The 14,877-nt window shown below is 71.8% G+C and carries 15 protein-coding genes; 9 read left to right on the top strand and 6 right to left on the bottom strand.

The window, feature by feature from the left end; genetic code table 11:
• Window positions 1-43: 43 nt before the first annotated feature.
• From AB0A63_RS07845 to AB0A63_RS07835, 3 genes are read left to right on the top strand one after another with little or no spacing between them, the layout of a single operon-like run.
• Window positions 44-1,036, top strand: coding sequence for an efflux RND transporter periplasmic adaptor subunit (locus AB0A63_RS07845; RefSeq protein ID WP_360386743.1), 993 nt, complete (start codon window positions 44-46; stop codon window positions 1,034-1,036).
• On the top strand, window positions 1,036-1,746 hold the full coding sequence (locus AB0A63_RS07840; protein ID WP_360386741.1) for an ABC transporter ATP-binding protein: 711 nt from the start codon (window positions 1,036-1,038) through the stop codon (window positions 1,744-1,746). The genes AB0A63_RS07845 and AB0A63_RS07840 overlap by 1 nt, the downstream gene beginning before the upstream one ends.
• On the top strand, window positions 1,746-3,068 hold the full coding sequence (locus AB0A63_RS07835) for an FtsX-like permease family protein (RefSeq protein WP_360386739.1): 1,323 nt from the start codon (window positions 1,746-1,748) through the stop codon (window positions 3,066-3,068). The genes AB0A63_RS07840 and AB0A63_RS07835 overlap by 1 nt, the downstream gene beginning before the upstream one ends.
• Before the next feature lie 117 nt (window positions 3,069-3,185).
• On the opposite strand, the gene AB0A63_RS07830 is transcribed toward AB0A63_RS07835, so the two are convergent.
• Both AB0A63_RS07830 and AB0A63_RS07825 read right to left on the bottom strand, forming a co-directional pair.
• Window positions 3,186-3,977, bottom strand: coding sequence for an aldo/keto reductase (locus AB0A63_RS07830; RefSeq protein WP_360388317.1), 792 nt, complete (start codon window positions 3,975-3,977; stop codon window positions 3,186-3,188).
• A gap of 54 nt (window positions 3,978-4,031) precedes the next feature.
• Window positions 4,032-4,802 carry an SDR family oxidoreductase gene (locus AB0A63_RS07825; RefSeq protein WP_360386737.1) on the bottom strand — a complete coding sequence of 257 codons (771 nt, stop codon included), beginning with the start codon at window positions 4,800-4,802 and terminating at the stop codon, window positions 4,032-4,034.
• An 84-nt stretch (window positions 4,803-4,886) separates the two neighbouring features.
• On the opposite strand from AB0A63_RS07825, the gene AB0A63_RS07820 reads away from it, so the two are divergent.
• The 4 genes from AB0A63_RS07820 to AB0A63_RS07805 are packed head-to-tail and all read left to right on the top strand — an operon-like array spanning window position 4,887 to window position 7,722.
• Entirely contained in the window at window positions 4,887-5,324 is a 438-nt protein-coding gene (locus tag AB0A63_RS07820; protein ID WP_360386734.1) for a MarR family transcriptional regulator, read from the top strand.
• Between the two features lie 21 nt (window positions 5,325-5,345).
• Window positions 5,346-6,446 (top strand): acyl-CoA dehydrogenase family protein, encoded by a 1,101-nt coding sequence (locus AB0A63_RS07815; protein ID WP_360386732.1) that lies wholly within the window; start codon window positions 5,346-5,348, stop codon window positions 6,444-6,446.
• Between the two features lie 26 nt (window positions 6,447-6,472).
• Window positions 6,473-7,270: a thymidylate synthase gene (locus AB0A63_RS07810; protein ID WP_360386729.1), complete on the top strand. Its 798-nt coding sequence runs from the start codon at window positions 6,473-6,475 to the stop codon at window positions 7,268-7,270.
• Window positions 7,267-7,722, top strand: coding sequence for a dihydrofolate reductase (locus AB0A63_RS07805; RefSeq protein WP_360386726.1), 456 nt, complete (start codon window positions 7,267-7,269; stop codon window positions 7,720-7,722). Before AB0A63_RS07810 ends, AB0A63_RS07805 begins: the two co-directional genes overlap by 4 nt.
• An 18-nt stretch (window positions 7,723-7,740) precedes the next feature.
• Here the strand turns inward: AB0A63_RS07805 and AB0A63_RS07800 are convergent, their stop codons facing one another.
• Entirely contained in the window at window positions 7,741-8,100 is a 360-nt protein-coding gene (locus AB0A63_RS07800) for an MmcQ/YjbR family DNA-binding protein (RefSeq protein WP_360386723.1), read from the bottom strand.
• Between the two features lie 8 nt (window positions 8,101-8,108).
• Window positions 8,109-8,999: a PAC2 family protein gene (locus AB0A63_RS07795; RefSeq protein ID WP_360386720.1), complete on the bottom strand. Its 891-nt coding sequence runs from the start codon at window positions 8,997-8,999 to the stop codon at window positions 8,109-8,111.
• A 159-nt stretch (window positions 9,000-9,158) separates the two neighbouring features.
• On the opposite strand from AB0A63_RS07795, the gene AB0A63_RS07790 reads away from it, so the two are divergent.
• Together AB0A63_RS07790 and AB0A63_RS07785 are read left to right on the top strand one after the other, a co-directional pair.
• Window positions 9,159-9,749, top strand: coding sequence for a DUF4230 domain-containing protein (locus AB0A63_RS07790; protein WP_360386718.1), 591 nt, complete (start codon window positions 9,159-9,161; stop codon window positions 9,747-9,749).
• 96 nt (window positions 9,750-9,845) lie between these two features.
• On the top strand, window positions 9,846-11,471 hold the full coding sequence (locus AB0A63_RS07785; protein ID WP_360386715.1) for a serine/threonine-protein kinase: 1,626 nt from the start codon (window positions 9,846-9,848) through the stop codon (window positions 11,469-11,471).
• Window positions 11,472-11,525: 54 nt separating this feature from the next.
• Here AB0A63_RS07785 and AB0A63_RS07780 read toward each other — a convergent pair whose 3' ends face one another.
• Window positions 11,526-13,523, bottom strand: a complete 1,998-nt coding sequence (locus tag AB0A63_RS07780; RefSeq protein WP_360386712.1) for a transglutaminaseTgpA domain-containing protein — start codon at window positions 13,521-13,523, stop codon at window positions 11,526-11,528.
• A complete protein-coding gene (locus AB0A63_RS07775; protein WP_360386709.1) occupies window positions 13,520-14,635 on the bottom strand; it encodes a DUF58 domain-containing protein in 1,116 nt (371 codons plus the stop codon). Before AB0A63_RS07775 ends, AB0A63_RS07780 begins: the two co-directional genes overlap by 4 nt.
• Window positions 14,636-14,877 lie beyond the last annotated feature (242 nt).

Genomic DNA, 14,877 nt, shown 5'->3' with positions numbered 1-14,877 from the left:
TGTCCTTATCGGTAGGTTGGTCGAAACGACATGGGGGACATTCGTGCGCAACATTCTTCTCGCGCCGCTGTGCGCGCTGGTCACGGTTGCCGTGGCGGCGTGCAGTCCGTCAGGTTCGGAACAGGCCAATCCGGAGCTGGCGCCGCGCGGTACGACGATGACCAAGGTCAAGCCGGGCAAGCAGGACCTGACCACCACGATCAGCATCACCGGCAAGGTCGAGATGAACCCGACGTTCGGGCTGGTCGCGCCGGTCGCGGGCCAGGTGCGGTTCTTCGACCTGCAGCCGTCGGGCGCCACGCCGACGAAGGCCACGCGGGTCGCGACGGTGTGGAAGGACGGCGCGCCCAACTACGTCGAGATCCCGGCGGGAGCGGTGTTCGCCGGCCGCCTGGTGGACGACAAGTCGACCGTCACCGCCGGCATGCCGCTCGCCTCGGCCAAGCACGTGGGGTACGCGCTGGTCGGTGACATCGACGGGCAGCAGGCGTACAAGGTCAGCGGCGCGCTCGGCGAGGTCAAGGCGCAGATCAAGAACGGGCCGGGCCCGTTCCCGTGCGCGGTGCTCGGCACGATCGCCGCACTGCCGCAGGGCACCATCCCGGAGAAGCCGGTGCAGACGCCGGACCCGAAGTCGACGCCCGACGCGAACGCCCCCAAGAACCCCGACCAGCAGCAACAACCACAGCAGCAGCCGAGCGCGTCCACCGGCCTGCGGATCGTCTGCACCGCGCCCGCCGACACCAAGATGATCAACGGCGCGGCCGCGTCGATCGAGGTCATCACCGGCAAGTCGGCGCAGGCACTGGTCGTGCCGGTCGAGGCAGTCGCGGGCCAGCAGGGCAAGGGCAGGGTCGACGTGCTCCAGCCGGACGGCTCGCGCAAGACCGTCGAGGTGGAGCTCGGTCTCACCGACGGCAAGGTGATCGAGGTCAAGTCCGGTCTCACCGGCGAGGAGGAGCTCGCGGTGCCGGGCCCGAACCTGCCGGAACCGCAGCAGGGCGGCGGCGACCAGAGCAAGCCGACGGGTCCGTGATGACCGAGTCCGAGACGACCACGACGATGGCGGCCGTACCGCCGCTGCTCCAGCTGAACGGCATCACGAAAGTCCTGAAGGGCCAGGAGGAACCGCGGACGATCCTGTCCGGTGTGGACCTCACCGTCCACCCGGGGCAGAGCGTGGCGATCCTGGGCCGGTCCGGTTCCGGCAAGTCGACGCTGCTGAGCCTGATCGGGCTCTTCGACCGCGCCGACGAGGGGCAGTACCTGCTGCACGGCAACGACATCACGAAGCTCCCCGAACGCAGGGCGGCCGCGTTGCGCAGCGCCGAGTTCGGGTTCGTGTTCCAGCGCTTCTTCCTGCTCAAGCACCTCACCGCGGCGCAGAACGTGGCCATGGCACTGGTGAACGGCCAGGGCTGGGCCGCGCGCCGCAAGCGCAGGCAGCAGGTGATGGAGGCGCTGGAGCAGGTCGGCATCGCCCACCTGGCCAAGAGCAAGCCCTCCCGGCTCTCCGGCGGTGAGCAGCAGCGCGTGGCGATCGCGCGGGCCCTGGTCCGCAAGCCGCGGGTGATCCTCGCCGACGAGCCGACCGGCGCGCTCGACACCGAGACCGGCAACCTGGTGGTCGAGGTGTTGCTCAACACGACCAGGCAGGGCTGCGGTCTCGTGCTGGTCACGCACGACCACGACCACGCGCGCAAGATGGGCCGCGTGCTGGAGCTGCGCGACGGGCGGTTCAACTGATGTTCTCCGGCAAGCTGCGGTCCGCCCTGATCATCGGCGGACAGGGCATCCGCGCCCGCAAACTGCGCACGTTCCTCTCGATGGTGTCGCTGTTCCTCGGCGTCCTCGCGGTCGTGGCCGTGCAGGCCGGCGCCGCGCTCGCCGAACGCGCCATGCTCACCGACGTGGAGCTGCAGCAGGGCAGGGACGGCACGTTCCAGCTCTACGTCTCCGGCGAGGGCAAGTCCACCTCGGTCGTCGAGACCACGTTGAAGGGCAACTCCCAGGCCGTCGGCATCGTCGGCATGAACGCGGTGATCGGCGAGCCCGGCGTGCGTCCGATCAACGAGGGCGCGACCCCGTTCGAGCACGTCGGCCGCGGCGACTTCTACGGCGGCCCGTCGGTGTACTGCGACCAGAACGGCATCTGCACCGAGCAGAAGAAGCAGGAGAAGAAGCCCGACGGCCAGGCCATCGAGGTCCAGGTGAGCGCGCTGACCGGTGACCTCCGCCAGTTTCGGCCGTTCCGCCCGGTCTCCGGCTCCTGGCTGGACTTCGGCACCGCCCCGTCGCTGGCACCGAAGATCGTGCTGAACGAGGAGGCCGCCAAGGGCTTCGACCGCTACAAGGTCCCCGGCGAGATGATGCTGACCGGCGCGACGCACCACGTCTCGCCGCAGATCATCGGCGTGGTGTCCGACGGCATGTACCAGCCCACCGTCTACATGCGACTCGACGAGGTGCGCAACTGGCTGCCCTCGTCGGACAACGTCCAGGTCGACCGCTTCCGCGGCGGCCCCGGCCTGCAGGTCATGCTCGCACCGGGCACCCAGGACCTCCAGCAGCTGCTGACCGCACGCCTGGTCGGCGCGGGCATGCGCTCCGACGACGTCCGCTTCAACGAGATCCAGTCGAAGAAGCGCATGGAGAAGGAGCTGCTGATCATGCGCCTGATCTTCCTGGGCATGGCGGGCCTCGTGCTGCTGATCGGCGTCGCCGGCATCCTCAACGTCGGCCTTGCGACCGTCGGTGAACGCGTCGAGGAGTTCGCGCTGCGCCGCGCGGTCGGCATGTCCCGCATGCTGCTGGCCGGGATCGTGCTCGCCGAGACCCTCCTGACGGGCCTGCTGACCGCCGCACTGGCCATCGGCACCGGCGCGGCGGGCCTCCAGGTGGGCCTGATGCTGTTCGGTTCGAGGTTCCCGTCGCTGGCGGACGTCGCGTTCCCGTGGGAGGCGGGCGTCGCGGGCGTGGTCGCCGGGCTGGTGGCGGGTGTGCTCGGCGGGCTGATCCCCGCGATCAGGGCGGCGCGGATCCCGATCGCCACGGTGATGCGGGCGTGAGCCCGTGGTGGTGACAGACGTGCGGGCCCGATAGAGGCAGGGTCCGTTGCCGGCGAAGCCCCGGTCCGCACCAAGGCGGGCCGGGGCTTCGTACTCCCGAGTGCGCGTTGCAGTCGGTCAGGCCTGGTTGAACTCGTCCGGGTTCGGCCCGATCCGCCCGCCGCGGTCCAGGGTGGACAGCGCGGCCAGCTCCTCCTCGGCCAGCTCGAAGCCGAACACGTCGATGTTCTCCCTGATCCGCGCCGGCGTGACCGACTTCGGGATCACGACGTTGCCGAGCTGCAGGTGCCAGCGCAGCACGACCTGGGCGGCGGACTTGTCGTGGCGGGCCGCGATCTCGGTGACCACGGGGTCCTTCAGCAGCTCGCCGCCCTGGCCGAGCGGCGACCACGCCTCGGTGACGATGCCGTGCTCGGCGTGGAACGCCCGCACCTCGGCCTGCTGCAGGTACGGGTGCAGCTCGATCTGGTTGACCGCGGGCACGACGCCGGTCTCGTCGATCAGGCGCCGCAGGTGCGCGGGCTGGAAGTTGGAGACGCCGATGGCGCGGACGCGGCCGCTCTCCCGCAGCTCGACGAACGCCTTCCAGGTGTCGACGTAGAGGTCGCGCTCTGGCGTCGGCCAGTGGATCAGGTACAGGTCGACGACGTCGAGGCCGAGCTTGGACTGCGAGGCGTCGAACGCGCGCAGGGCGGCGTCGTGGCCGTGGTCGGCGTTCCACAGCTTGGTGGTGACGAACACGTCCGCGCGGTCCACATCGGACTTGGTGATCGCCGCGCCGACGCCGGCCTCGTTGCCGTACGCGGCCGCGGTGTCGATGCTGCGGTATCCGGCGTTCAGCGCCTCGGTGACGGTGGGGATGGCCTCCTCGTCGGGCACCTGCCAGACGCCGAAGCCGAGCTGGGGCATGGTCACGCCGTTGTTGAGCTTCACGGTGGTCAAAGCGGTTTCCTCACGGTGGTGTCAGGGGATGAGCGTCGGGGCGGTGCCGCCGTCGACGCGCAGTGCGGCGCCGGTCGTGGCCGAGGACAGGTCCGACGCGACGTAGGTGATGAGGTTCGCGACCTCGTGCGGCCGGATCAGGCGGCCCAGCAACAGGGTCGGGCGTTCGGTGCGGACGAACTCCGCCTCGCCGCCGTCGCCGACCCGGTCGCGGATGAACTCCTCGACGCCGGGCGTCAGGGTCGGGCCGGGCAGCACCGAGTTGACGGTGACGCCGGTGCCCTTCACCGCCTGGGCCATGCCGCGCGCGATGGCGAGCTGCGCGGTCTTCGTCATGCCGTAGTGGACCATCTCGGTCGGGGTGAAGACGGACGACTCGCTGCTCACGAAGATCACCCGGCCCCAGCCGCGCTCGACCATGCGCGGCGTGTAGTGCCGCGAGAGCCGCACGCCGGACATGACGTTGGTGTCGAAGAAGCGCTGCCACTCGGCGTCGTCGATCTCGAAGACCGGCTTGGCGCCGTAGATGCCCAGGTTGTTCACGAGCACGTCGACGTCGGGCACCTGCGCGACGAGGTCCGCCGCGCCCTCCGCGGTCGAGATGTCGGCCGCGACACCGCGGACGTCGCCGGAGCCGTTGCCGCTGAGCTTGCCGACCGCCTCGGCGACCCGCTCCTCGCTGCGGCCGCTGACGACGACGGACGCGCCCGCCTTGAGCAGCGCCTCCGCCGTGGCGTAGCCGATGCCCGCGGTGGAGCCGGTCACAAGTGCCGTGCGTCCCGACAGGTCCATGTCTCTCCCCGGTAGACTTGTTGATGACGATTACAAGCGTACGCAATAGTTGCAGACGCTGTCTATTCGGAGGGGATGTACTTCATGTCACTGGACGACGACGCCGTCCAGGCGCGCGCGCAGGGCTGGCGCACGCTCGCGGCGCTGCACGCGCGCATCGAAGACCGCCTCGAACGAGCGCTGCAGAAGGCACACGAACTCTCCGTCAGCGAGTACACCGTTCTGGACGTCCTCAACCGCCAGGACGGCTTCCACCTTCGGATGAACCAGCTCTCCAACGCCGTCGTGCTGAGCCAGTCCGCCACGACCCGCCTGGTCACCCGGCTGGAGGACCGCGGCCTGTTGCAGCGCTACCTGTGCCCCACCGACCGCCGCGGCATCTACACCGAGGTAACCGAGAAGGGTCACGAGCTGCTCGCCCTCGCCCGGCCCACCCACGACCGCGCGCTGAGCGAGTCGCTGGACGAGGCGGGGGCCACGCCGGAGCTGAAGCCACTCGTTGAGGCGCTCGCCAAGCTGTAGCCGCTCCAGCAAGATCAGCGCATGCCCGCACCGGACCTGCACGCGTTGATCCGCTCCGAAGCCCACCTGGCCGAGCAGCAACGCGCGCTCACCGAGCCCGTGCTGACCGCGCTCGTCGACGCCGGCGTGCACCGCATGATCGCACCTCGGCGCTACGCGGGCGCCGAGCTCGGGCTGCCGGAGTGGAGCCGGGAGATCGGCGAGCTGTCCCGTGCGGACGCCTCCACCGGCTGGACCGCCATGACGACCACCTCCTCGTCGTCGCTGGCCTGGTACCTCCCGGCCGACGCCGCCGACGAGGTCTTCACCGACCCGCGTGCCCTGATCGCGGGCACCGCCGCACCGCACGGCCGTGCCGAGGCGGTCGACGGCGGCTACCGCGTCTCGGGCCGCTGGGGCTGGGGCAGCGCCGTGCCGTGGTGCTCGTGGGTCATCGGCGGCACCCTCACACCCAAGGGCCCCCGTCTGGCCGTGTACCCCCGCGCCGACGTGACCGTCCACGACACGTGGCACTCCGCCGGCCTGCGCGCCACCGGCTCGCATGAGTTCTCGCTGTTCAACGCCTTCCTCCCGTCCCGCCGCGCCATCTGGCCGGTCGGCACGACCCCCGGCATCGAGGGCCCGGTCACCGCCTTCCCGTTCTTCAGCTTCCTGGCCGTCGGCGTCGCCTCCGTGTGCCTGGGCATCGCCCGCCGCGCCATCGACGAGGTCGAGGCGCTGGCCGTGGAGAAGACCCCGCAGCACACCACCACCCGCCTCGCCGAGCAGACCGGCCTGCAGATCGACCTGGGCCTCATGGAGGCACGGTTGTCCTCCGCCGCCGCGTTCCTGCACGAGACGTTGAGCGCCGTCTGGGACATGGCCGTGCAACGCACGTACGTGCCCGACGACGCCAAGGCGCGTATGCGGCTCGCGTGCACGTTCGCGGCGTCGGAGTCCGCCGAGGTGACGCAGAAGGCGTTCGCCGCGGGTGGCGGCAGCTCGGTGTTCGAGTCGTCGGCGCTGCAACGTTGCTTCCGTGACGCGCACACGGCCGCCCAGCACACCGTGGTGTCGAAGCGGCTGCTGGAGACGTACTCGATGCACCGGCTCGGCCTGGAGCCGGACATGGCGCGGTTCTAGGTCCAGGGCTGGGTAGGCTCACCCGTATGGCCGACACGCAGTACGAAGACCTCCTCCGCCACGTCCTGAAGGAGGGCGTGCGCAAGGAGGACCGCACCGGCACCGGCACCCGGTCGATCTTCGGTCACCAGCTGCGCTACCCGCTCGCCGCGGGCTTCCCGCTGGTCACGACCAAGAAGGTCCACTTCAGGTCGATCGCGTACGAGCTGCTGTGGTTCCTGCGCGGCGACAGCAACGTGCAGTGGCTGCGCGACCACGGCGTGACGATCTGGGACGAGTGGGCCGCTCCCGATGGTGAGCTCGGGCCCGTCTACGGCGTGCAGTGGCGGTCGTGGCCCACGCCCGGCGGCGGTCACGTCGACCAGATCGCCGAGGTCCTCAAGACGCTGCGGACGAACCCGGACTCGCGGCGGATCATCGTGTCCGCGTGGAACGTCGGCGAGATCGCGCAGATGGCGCTGCCGCCGTGCCACGCGTTCTTCCAGTTCTACGTCGCCGACGGCAAGCTGTCGTGCCAGCTCTACCAGCGCAGCGCCGACCTGTTCCTGGGCGTGCCGTTCAACATCGCCTCGTACGCGCTGCTCACGCACATGATCGCCGCGCAGACCGGCCTCGGTGTCGGCGACTTCATCTGGACCGGCGGCGACTGCCACATCTACGACAACCACGTCGAGCAGGTCGAGCTGCAGCTCAGCCGGGAGGCGCGGGAGTTCCCGACGTTGCGGATGGCGCACGCGGACAGCCTCTTCGACTACCGCTACGAGGACTTCACGGTCGAGGGCTACGACCCGCACCCCGGCATCAAGGCACCGGTGGCGGTGTGATCGGCCTGATCTGGGCCCAGGCCGCCGGTGGTGTGATCGGCCGGGACAACGCCATCCCGTGGCACGTCCCGGAGGACATGAAGCGCTTCCGCGAGCTCACCACTGGCGCGGCGGTGCTGATGGGCCGCCGCACGTGGGAGTCGTTGCCGCCCCGGTTCCGCCCGCTACCCGGCCGCCGCAACATCGTGCTCTCCCGCACGCCCCAGGACGGTGTGGAGACGTTCGCCGACCTCGGTGAAGCGCTCGGCGCGGTCGACGGTGACCTCTGGGTGATCGGCGGGTCGGCGGTCTACGCGGCCGCGCTGCCGTTCGCGGACCGGGTCGAGGTCACCGAGATCCGGGAGATCTTCGAGGGCGACACCTACGCGCCGGCGGTCGGCCGTGGGCCGAAGACCGTCGGCGAGTGGCAGCTCTCCACGTCCGGCCTGCACTTCCGTTTCCTGAGCTTCTGACCCCCTGCTGCTCCGGCATCAGCGGCGGCGGGCACGTGCGTGCCACGCCTCGACGATGAGCTCCTCCAGCTCGTCCACCGGGATGTGCTCCAGCCGCACCAGGATCGCCGGGTAGCCCTGGAAGTGCGGGGTCGTGAAGTACACCGACTCGTCCGCGGCCAGCAGCGCTTCCTTAGCGCCCAGGTCCGGCACCCGCGCGGCCAGGATGGGCCCGTCGGGTGCCGACGGGCCCAGTGCCGCGAGGTCGGTCTTGCGCAGCGGCCGTTCCCAGACGAAGAGCTTGTCGCTGACCCTCCAGTCGACGACGCCCTCCCGCACCCGTTCCGTCACGTCCGGCATGGAGGTGGCGATCCTGCGCACGTCGTTCCAGGTGGCCATGGGAGCTCCTACAGGTGGTCCGGCGGACGCTGCTGCTCGGCCAGGAACCGCTCGAACTCGGCGCCCAGTTCATCCGCGGAGGGCAGATCGGTGTTCCCGACAGTCTGGATGAAGGCGTCGTACTGCCGCTCGAGCGCTTCCACCACCTGGGCGACCTCCTCCGACTCCGCGACCTGCCGGTGGATCTCGGCGTCGGCGGCCTGGGCGGCGTCGATCAGCGCGCCGATGGGCAGCGCGAGACCGGTCGCGCGGGCGACGGCGTCGAGCAGGGTGACCGCGGCGGTCGGGTACGTCGACTGGGCCAGGTAGTGCGGCACCTGGGCGGCGAAGCCCATGGCGTCGTGGCCGGCCTGGCCGAGGCGGAGCTCCAGCAGGCCGGAGACGTTGCCCGGCACCTGCACCCGGTTGAAGAACGGCTGGTACTCCGAGACCAGCTCGGGGCGGGTCGCGTGACCGATGACGTTCAACGGCCGGGTGTGCGGCACGCCCATCGGGATGCCGTGGAAGCCCAGCGTCAGGCGCACGCCCCAGCGGTCGACCAGGTCGCGCACGGCCTGCACGAACGCCTCCCAGCCGCGGTCCGGCTCCGGGCCGTTGAGCAGCAGGAACGGGTGGCCGGCGCTGTCGTGCAGCAGGTGCACGACCAGCTCGGGCGTGGCGTAGTCCTCCCAGTGGTCGGTCGCGTAGGTCATCAGCGGCCGCCGGGAGCGGTAGTCGATCAGGCCGTCGACGTCGAATCGGGCGATGACGCGGCTTTCGAGGGTCTCCAGCAGGTGTTCGGCGAGCAGCCGTCCTGCGGCGCCCGCGTCCATGAAGCCCTCGAAGTGGTGCAGCAGCACCGCACCGGTCAGGTCCGGCACCTCCGAGTCCACCTCGTACAGGTTGTCCGGGTCCAGCACCGCACGCCTCCCAACATCGTTCCCGTGTCCATCAAGCCAACCATGTGGACACCGGACTGATTCCGCACGGGTCGATTACCCCATACGGCCCGACTGAGCGCATCACCCCACGGGTACTCCAACGCGGTGGAGAGGCGCTGGGTGACGCGGGGAGCACTGGTGGCGGTCGTCGTTCTCGCGATCGGCGCGACGATCGGGCTCCTGGGCCAGTTCCGGCCGTTCGGGGACGTGCTCGGCGAGCAGACGGTGGACCGCAGCCAGCCCGCTGTCCTCAAGGCGGTGCGCGACCTCAGCCAGTACCACGCCGCCTCCGGCGAGTTCCAGGTCGTGCTCGACATCGAGCAGGACGTGAAGTGGGTGCCCGCGGTGCTGGCCGGTGAGCGCACCCTGTTCGTGGCGGCCGGGTCGGTCAACGCCTACGTCGACCTCGGCGCGCTCGCGGAGGACGGCCTCGTCGTGTCGCCGGACGGGAAGTCGGTCGAGCTGCGGCTGCCGTCCGCGCGGCTGGACAGGCCGAACCTGCACCACGACCGTTCGTACGTCTTCAGCCAGGAGCGCGGCCTGGTCAACCGGTTGAACGCGCTCGTGGAAGTGCCCGACCAGCAACGGTTCTACGTCGCCGCCGAGGCGAAGCTCGCCGACGCGGCGAAGGAGTCGGAGCTGACCAAGCGCGCCGAGGACAACACGCGCACGATGCTCACCGGAATGCTGCAGGGCCTGGGTTTCCAGGTCAGGGTGCAGCCCGGCTGAGAACCGGAACGCGCTCTGCTGCGAACGTCGTACGTGCAGCTCAACGGTTTCGCCGACCCCGCCGGGCACCCGGCCCCACCGGGTTAGGATCCGCTCGTGGACGACGACCTGATGGCCTGGGCTCCGGCGAGCGGTGCCGCGCAGGCACCGGGGATCGCGTTGCCGGGCTACAGCGGTTTCCGCGTGATCGCCCAGGGCGGCGAGGGCACGATCTACCGCGCCCGCCAGGACGGTCTGGGCCGCGACGTCGCCGTGAAGGTCCTCCAGGTCACGGACCCGGCCACGGTGACCCGCTTCCGCCGCGAGCTCGCCATCACCGTGGAGCTGGGCCGCCAGCACCCGCACATCGTCACCGTGCTCGACACCGGCACGTTGCCCGACGGTCGTCCGTGCATCGTCATGGAGTACTACGAACGCGGCTCGCTACACGACCGTTTGCGCGCTATGGGCCCGTTGCCGGTGCCGGACGTGGTGGCCGCGGGCATCGCCGTGGCCGACGCGCTGGCGTTCGCGCACGGTCAGGGCATCCTGCACCGCGACGTGAAGCCGCAGAATGTGCTCGTGCTGCCCACGTCCTACGTGCTGGCCGACTTCGGCATCGCTCGCGGTGCCGACGCGGGCCACTCCGCGTCGCTGCAGATGGTCAGCTACCGCCACGCCGCACCGCAGACGCTGGAGGGTGGCGCGCCGTCGTTCGCCGACGACGTCTGGTCGCTCGGCTCGACGCTCTTCACGCTGCTGGAGGGCAAGCCGCCGTTCGCCTCCGACAACCCCGACGAGGACACGCTGCTGTCCTACGTCGGCCGGGTGAGCACGGCGGAACCGCGCTCGCTGACCCGGTTCGACGTGCCGGCGTCGCTGGCCGCGGTGATCTCCCGCTGCCTGCGCAAGGACCGCGCCGAACGCTTCTCCTCCGCGCTGGAGCTGCGCGACGCCCTGGTGAACGTGGCCTCCGGCGCCACCCTGGCACCGCTGTCCGTTGTGGACCCCGACTCGACGCAGATGATGGGCGAGCGCCCCGTCTTCTACCCCGAGGGCCCCACCGAGGCACCGGGTTTCGGGCCGCGCGGGGTGAAGGAGGAGGAGCCGGAACCCGAGGAGCCGCAGGAGGAACCCGACGACTCCTGGCAGGGCAGGCTCGCCGACCTCACCTACCGCCGCACCGACCTCCCGCCTCCCCCACCGCCGGTCGTCGCGGCACCGCCGGTCGTGCTGCCCACCGTCGACCTGCCGCCGTACGAGCCGCCGGTCGAGCCGATGACCGCCCCGGTCCGCCGCCGCAACCGCGGTGGCGTGCTCGCGGTCCTCGCCGTGGTCGCGGTGGCGGGCGGCGTCACCGCAGGGGTACTGCTCAACCGCGGCGAGACAACCACCGCGGCCCAGCCGACGACCACGACCACGTTGCCCGTGCCCACCTCGGAGTCCCTCGACGCCGGGCCGCCCCCGAACGCCGACCCGCGGTTCGTGCCGGTGCTCAAGCGCGCCGAGTACGAGGGCAAGGCCATCGAGCTGGAGTGGAGCGACCCGAGCGGCGGGCAGGCCGAGTTCGTGGTGATCGACGTGACCGGGGCGAAGCCGCAGGCCGTGACGCGGGTGACCGGCGGCGGCACCACGTACGTGATCGAGGACGGCGGCGGGGTGCGGCGGTGCTTCCAGATCGCCGCGTTCGGCTACCAGGGTGAGCGAGGCAGCTCCTCGAAGGTGTGCGCGGCGAAGAACTGACGCCCGCGCCACCTTCTTCGGAGGTGGCGGGGCGGGGTGCACGTGGCCTGGGCTTCAGCGGCGGCGGAACAGCGGGCGCGGGTCGACCGCCCACAGCAGCCGGCGCCACCAGGAAGCCTTGCGCCGCACCGCTTTCTCCACCTGCCGCGCGAGCCGCCAGCCGTGCTCGGCGCGGGCGGGTCGCGGTGCGAACGCCGCCTCGTCGACCATCGTGGCCAGCCGCGCGCCCGCCTCGCCCCACTCGCGGCCCACGTCGGGTGCGGTGCGGCTCGGGTGCGGGCGCAGACCGGCCAGCAGCAACGAGTCCAGCACCGCGTTCCACGCGCCCACCGGGCCGGCCGCGCGCAGGCGGACGCGGCGGGTGGTGCGGGCGGCGTACAGCGCCAGCAGCAGCACCACCGGGGTGAGCGCCCAGAACGGGAAGCCCTGCCGGAGCTCGGGTGCGGCGACGTTCTCCTGACCGACGGCGGACGGCTGGACGAGCGGCGGCACCGACGCGAGCGAGGTCGGGGTCGGCTTGGCGGTGCTGGAGGCGAGGCGGTTGAGGACCTCGCGCTTGGAGGCGGCGCTGGGGCCGCTGCCGTTGCCGGACACCGGGTCGAACGCCACCCAGCCCCAGCCGGTGAAGTAGACCTCTGGCCAGGCGGTGGCGTCGGCGGCGCGCACGATGCGTTCGCCGGACTGCTCCGGCACCGGCTGGAAGCCCACGACCACGCGGGTCGGGAGGCCGACGGCGCGGGCCAGGACGGCGTAGGCGGAGGCGAACTGCTCCGCGGTGCCCGCTCCGGCCCCGGCCTCGCCGGGGTTGCCGAAGAGGAACGTCTCCAGGCGGGCGTAGGAGGACCCGACCGGTGCCTCGGCGTCGGGGCGGCGGTTGAGGCGCACGACCTGTTCCAGCGCAACGGCCTTCTCGTACGGGGTGCGCGCGTTCTGAGTGGCCTGCCGCGCGTACTCGGCGAGGGTGAACGGCAGCCGCGGCACGGCGGTGTAGCGGGTGTCGCCGGGGACGGCCGCCTCGGCCAGGTCGGTGTCCGCGGGGGTGTCGAGGATGCCGCGGACGGTGTAGCTGAGGCCGGTGCGCAGGCCGTCGGCCACCACCAGCGAGCCGGTGTCGGGGTCGACCATGGCGTTGCTGAGCGACACGGACCGCGGTTTTCCGATGCCCGGCAACCACTCGCCGTCGAGGCCGGTGATCGTCAGGTCGACACTCGTGTCCTGGAACTTGCCGCCGGTCGGGAGGTCCGGGGCGTTGACCACGCCGAGCGGCCCGTAGGTGGAGGCCGCTTCCCAGGAAGCGCCGGAGAACCGGCTCAGGGTCACCAGGCGGACCGGCACCTCGGGGCCGCGCATCCGGAACAGCTCCGCGTCGCCCTGCGCCGCCCACGCGGCGAGCCGCGGCAGCGGGTTGGAGATCGCGACGTTCGTGATGGGTGGCGTGATGAGCTTGCGCGGCTCGAAACCGTTGGTGGGCAGCACGATCGTCAACAGCGTGAGCGCGGCCAGCACCGTGGCGAGCACCGCGGGCGGCACGACGGGGCCGCGCCGGTCGATGACCAGCCAGCCCAGCGCCAGCAGCACGACGAGGACGAGCGCGGTGATGCCGTAGCGGTCGGCCTTGCCCGCGGTGAGCAGTGCGGCGGACACGTAGAGGACGGCGGCACCGAGCGCGGGCACGAACAACGCGGTGCGCTGCCTGCCGATCGACAGGACGGTCGCGACGGACACGCCGAACACCAGCAGCAGCCCCGGCACCAGCAGCTCCGGCGTGGCCGGTGCGGGACGCGCGGCGGTGAGCAGCCGCGGCACGGTGTCGAGCAGCACGTGCGTCGGGTCGCGGCCGGGCACCGCACCGCGGGCCGCGAAGTAGCCGCCGGCCATCGCCACGGTCATCAGCGCGATCCCCGCCAGCCCGGCGGGAACGAGGCGCCGCAGCGGAACCGCGAGGAACCCCAGCGCGGCGGCGAGTCCGAAGTAGACGACCGCGCCGTCCCAGGCCTGGGCCAGCTGCACCGCGGCGACCAGCAGGACGGCGGCGACCCACCCGTACCTCATCGCGCCACCACCGCGTTCCACTGGCCGACCAGGTCTTCGGCCTTGGGCCCGCTGACGACGAGCACCGACCCGGCGGCACCCGCGGGTTTCTCCTCGCCGACCACGAGCACGGTGCCGAACGCGGCCCGCCCGGCCTCCAGCACGAGCGCGGGACTGGTGTGCCCGCTGACCACCGCCACCACGTCGAGGTCGCGCACGGGCACGGTCAGCGCGCCGTCGAGCGCGGTCAGCTCCAGGTCGGCCAGCGTCGCGAGGAGCGGCGCCGAGTCCTGCGCCTCCTCCAGGTCCGCGCTGCCGGAGGTGGTCATGAGCCGCACCGGGTGCCCCTGCTCCAGCGCCGAGGTGACGAGCGAGGCCGCGACCTCCACCGCCTCCTCGAACAGCGCCGGGTCGCCGTAGGCGGCAGAGCTGTCGTCGAGCAGCACGGCGAGGTGCGGCCGGGCCGGGTCGGCGTCCTCGCGGATCATCAACGTGCCGGTGCGCGCCGACGTGGCCCAGTGCAGCCGCCGCAGGTCGTCACCGGGCACGTACTCCCGCAGCCCGACCAGGTCCGTGCCGCCGCGCTCGACCCGTTCGTCCGCGCCGACCTGCCCCCGCCGGGCCCCGGACGGCAACCCGCGCACGGGCAGCACCCGCGGCACGACCCGCACCTGCACGACCTCACCGAGCACGGTCCGCGCCTGCGCGAGCCCCGCCACCCCCTTGCGCCGCAACGTCAACGGCCCCACGTCGAACACACCGCGCCGCTGCGTCGGGATCGCGTAGTCCACCGCCTCGGTGACACCGGGCTTCAACAACGGCACGTCGACCGCCATCGGCTCCCCCGCCACCAGGTCCACGGCGTCGAGCGCGACCGGCCACCGCCCGGTCGTCGACAGCTCCAGCCGCCCACTGCACCGCGCGAGCCGCGGCACGGTGCGCGGCCGGACCGTGCGGGCGGTCGTCAGCGGGCTGACGACCAGCACGGACACCGTCGAGGCCACGACCAGCGCCGTCAGCGCCAGGCCGAACCCGGTCATGCCCGCGTACCGCCACCACAGGCCCACGCCGGTCATGGCGAGGCCGAGGACCAGCACGCCGGTACCGCGCAGGGTGAGCCGGAGCGCCTTCACGCCGCCCACCGCCGGGCGGGGCGGGATGCGGGCGATGCCGGGGGGTGGGAGTTGCGCGCCACCGTTTGGGAGGCGGTGGGACGGAGGCCGGTGGGGCGGAGCCCGGCGGGGTGGAGTCCGGTGGGGTGGAGTCCGGTGGGGTGGAGCCCGGTGGGGTGGAGCCCGGTGGGGTGGAGCCCGGTGGGGTGGAGCCCGGTGGGGTGGAGCCCGGTGGGGTGGAGCCCGGTGGGGTGGAGCCCGGT

The organism is Lentzea sp. NPDC042327, assembly GCF_040647275.1.
Lineage (GTDB): Bacteria > Actinomycetota > Actinomycetes > Mycobacteriales > Pseudonocardiaceae > Lentzea.
Note: the sequence above shows the minus strand (reverse complement) of the source record. Positions and strands in the feature narration are given on the sequence as shown.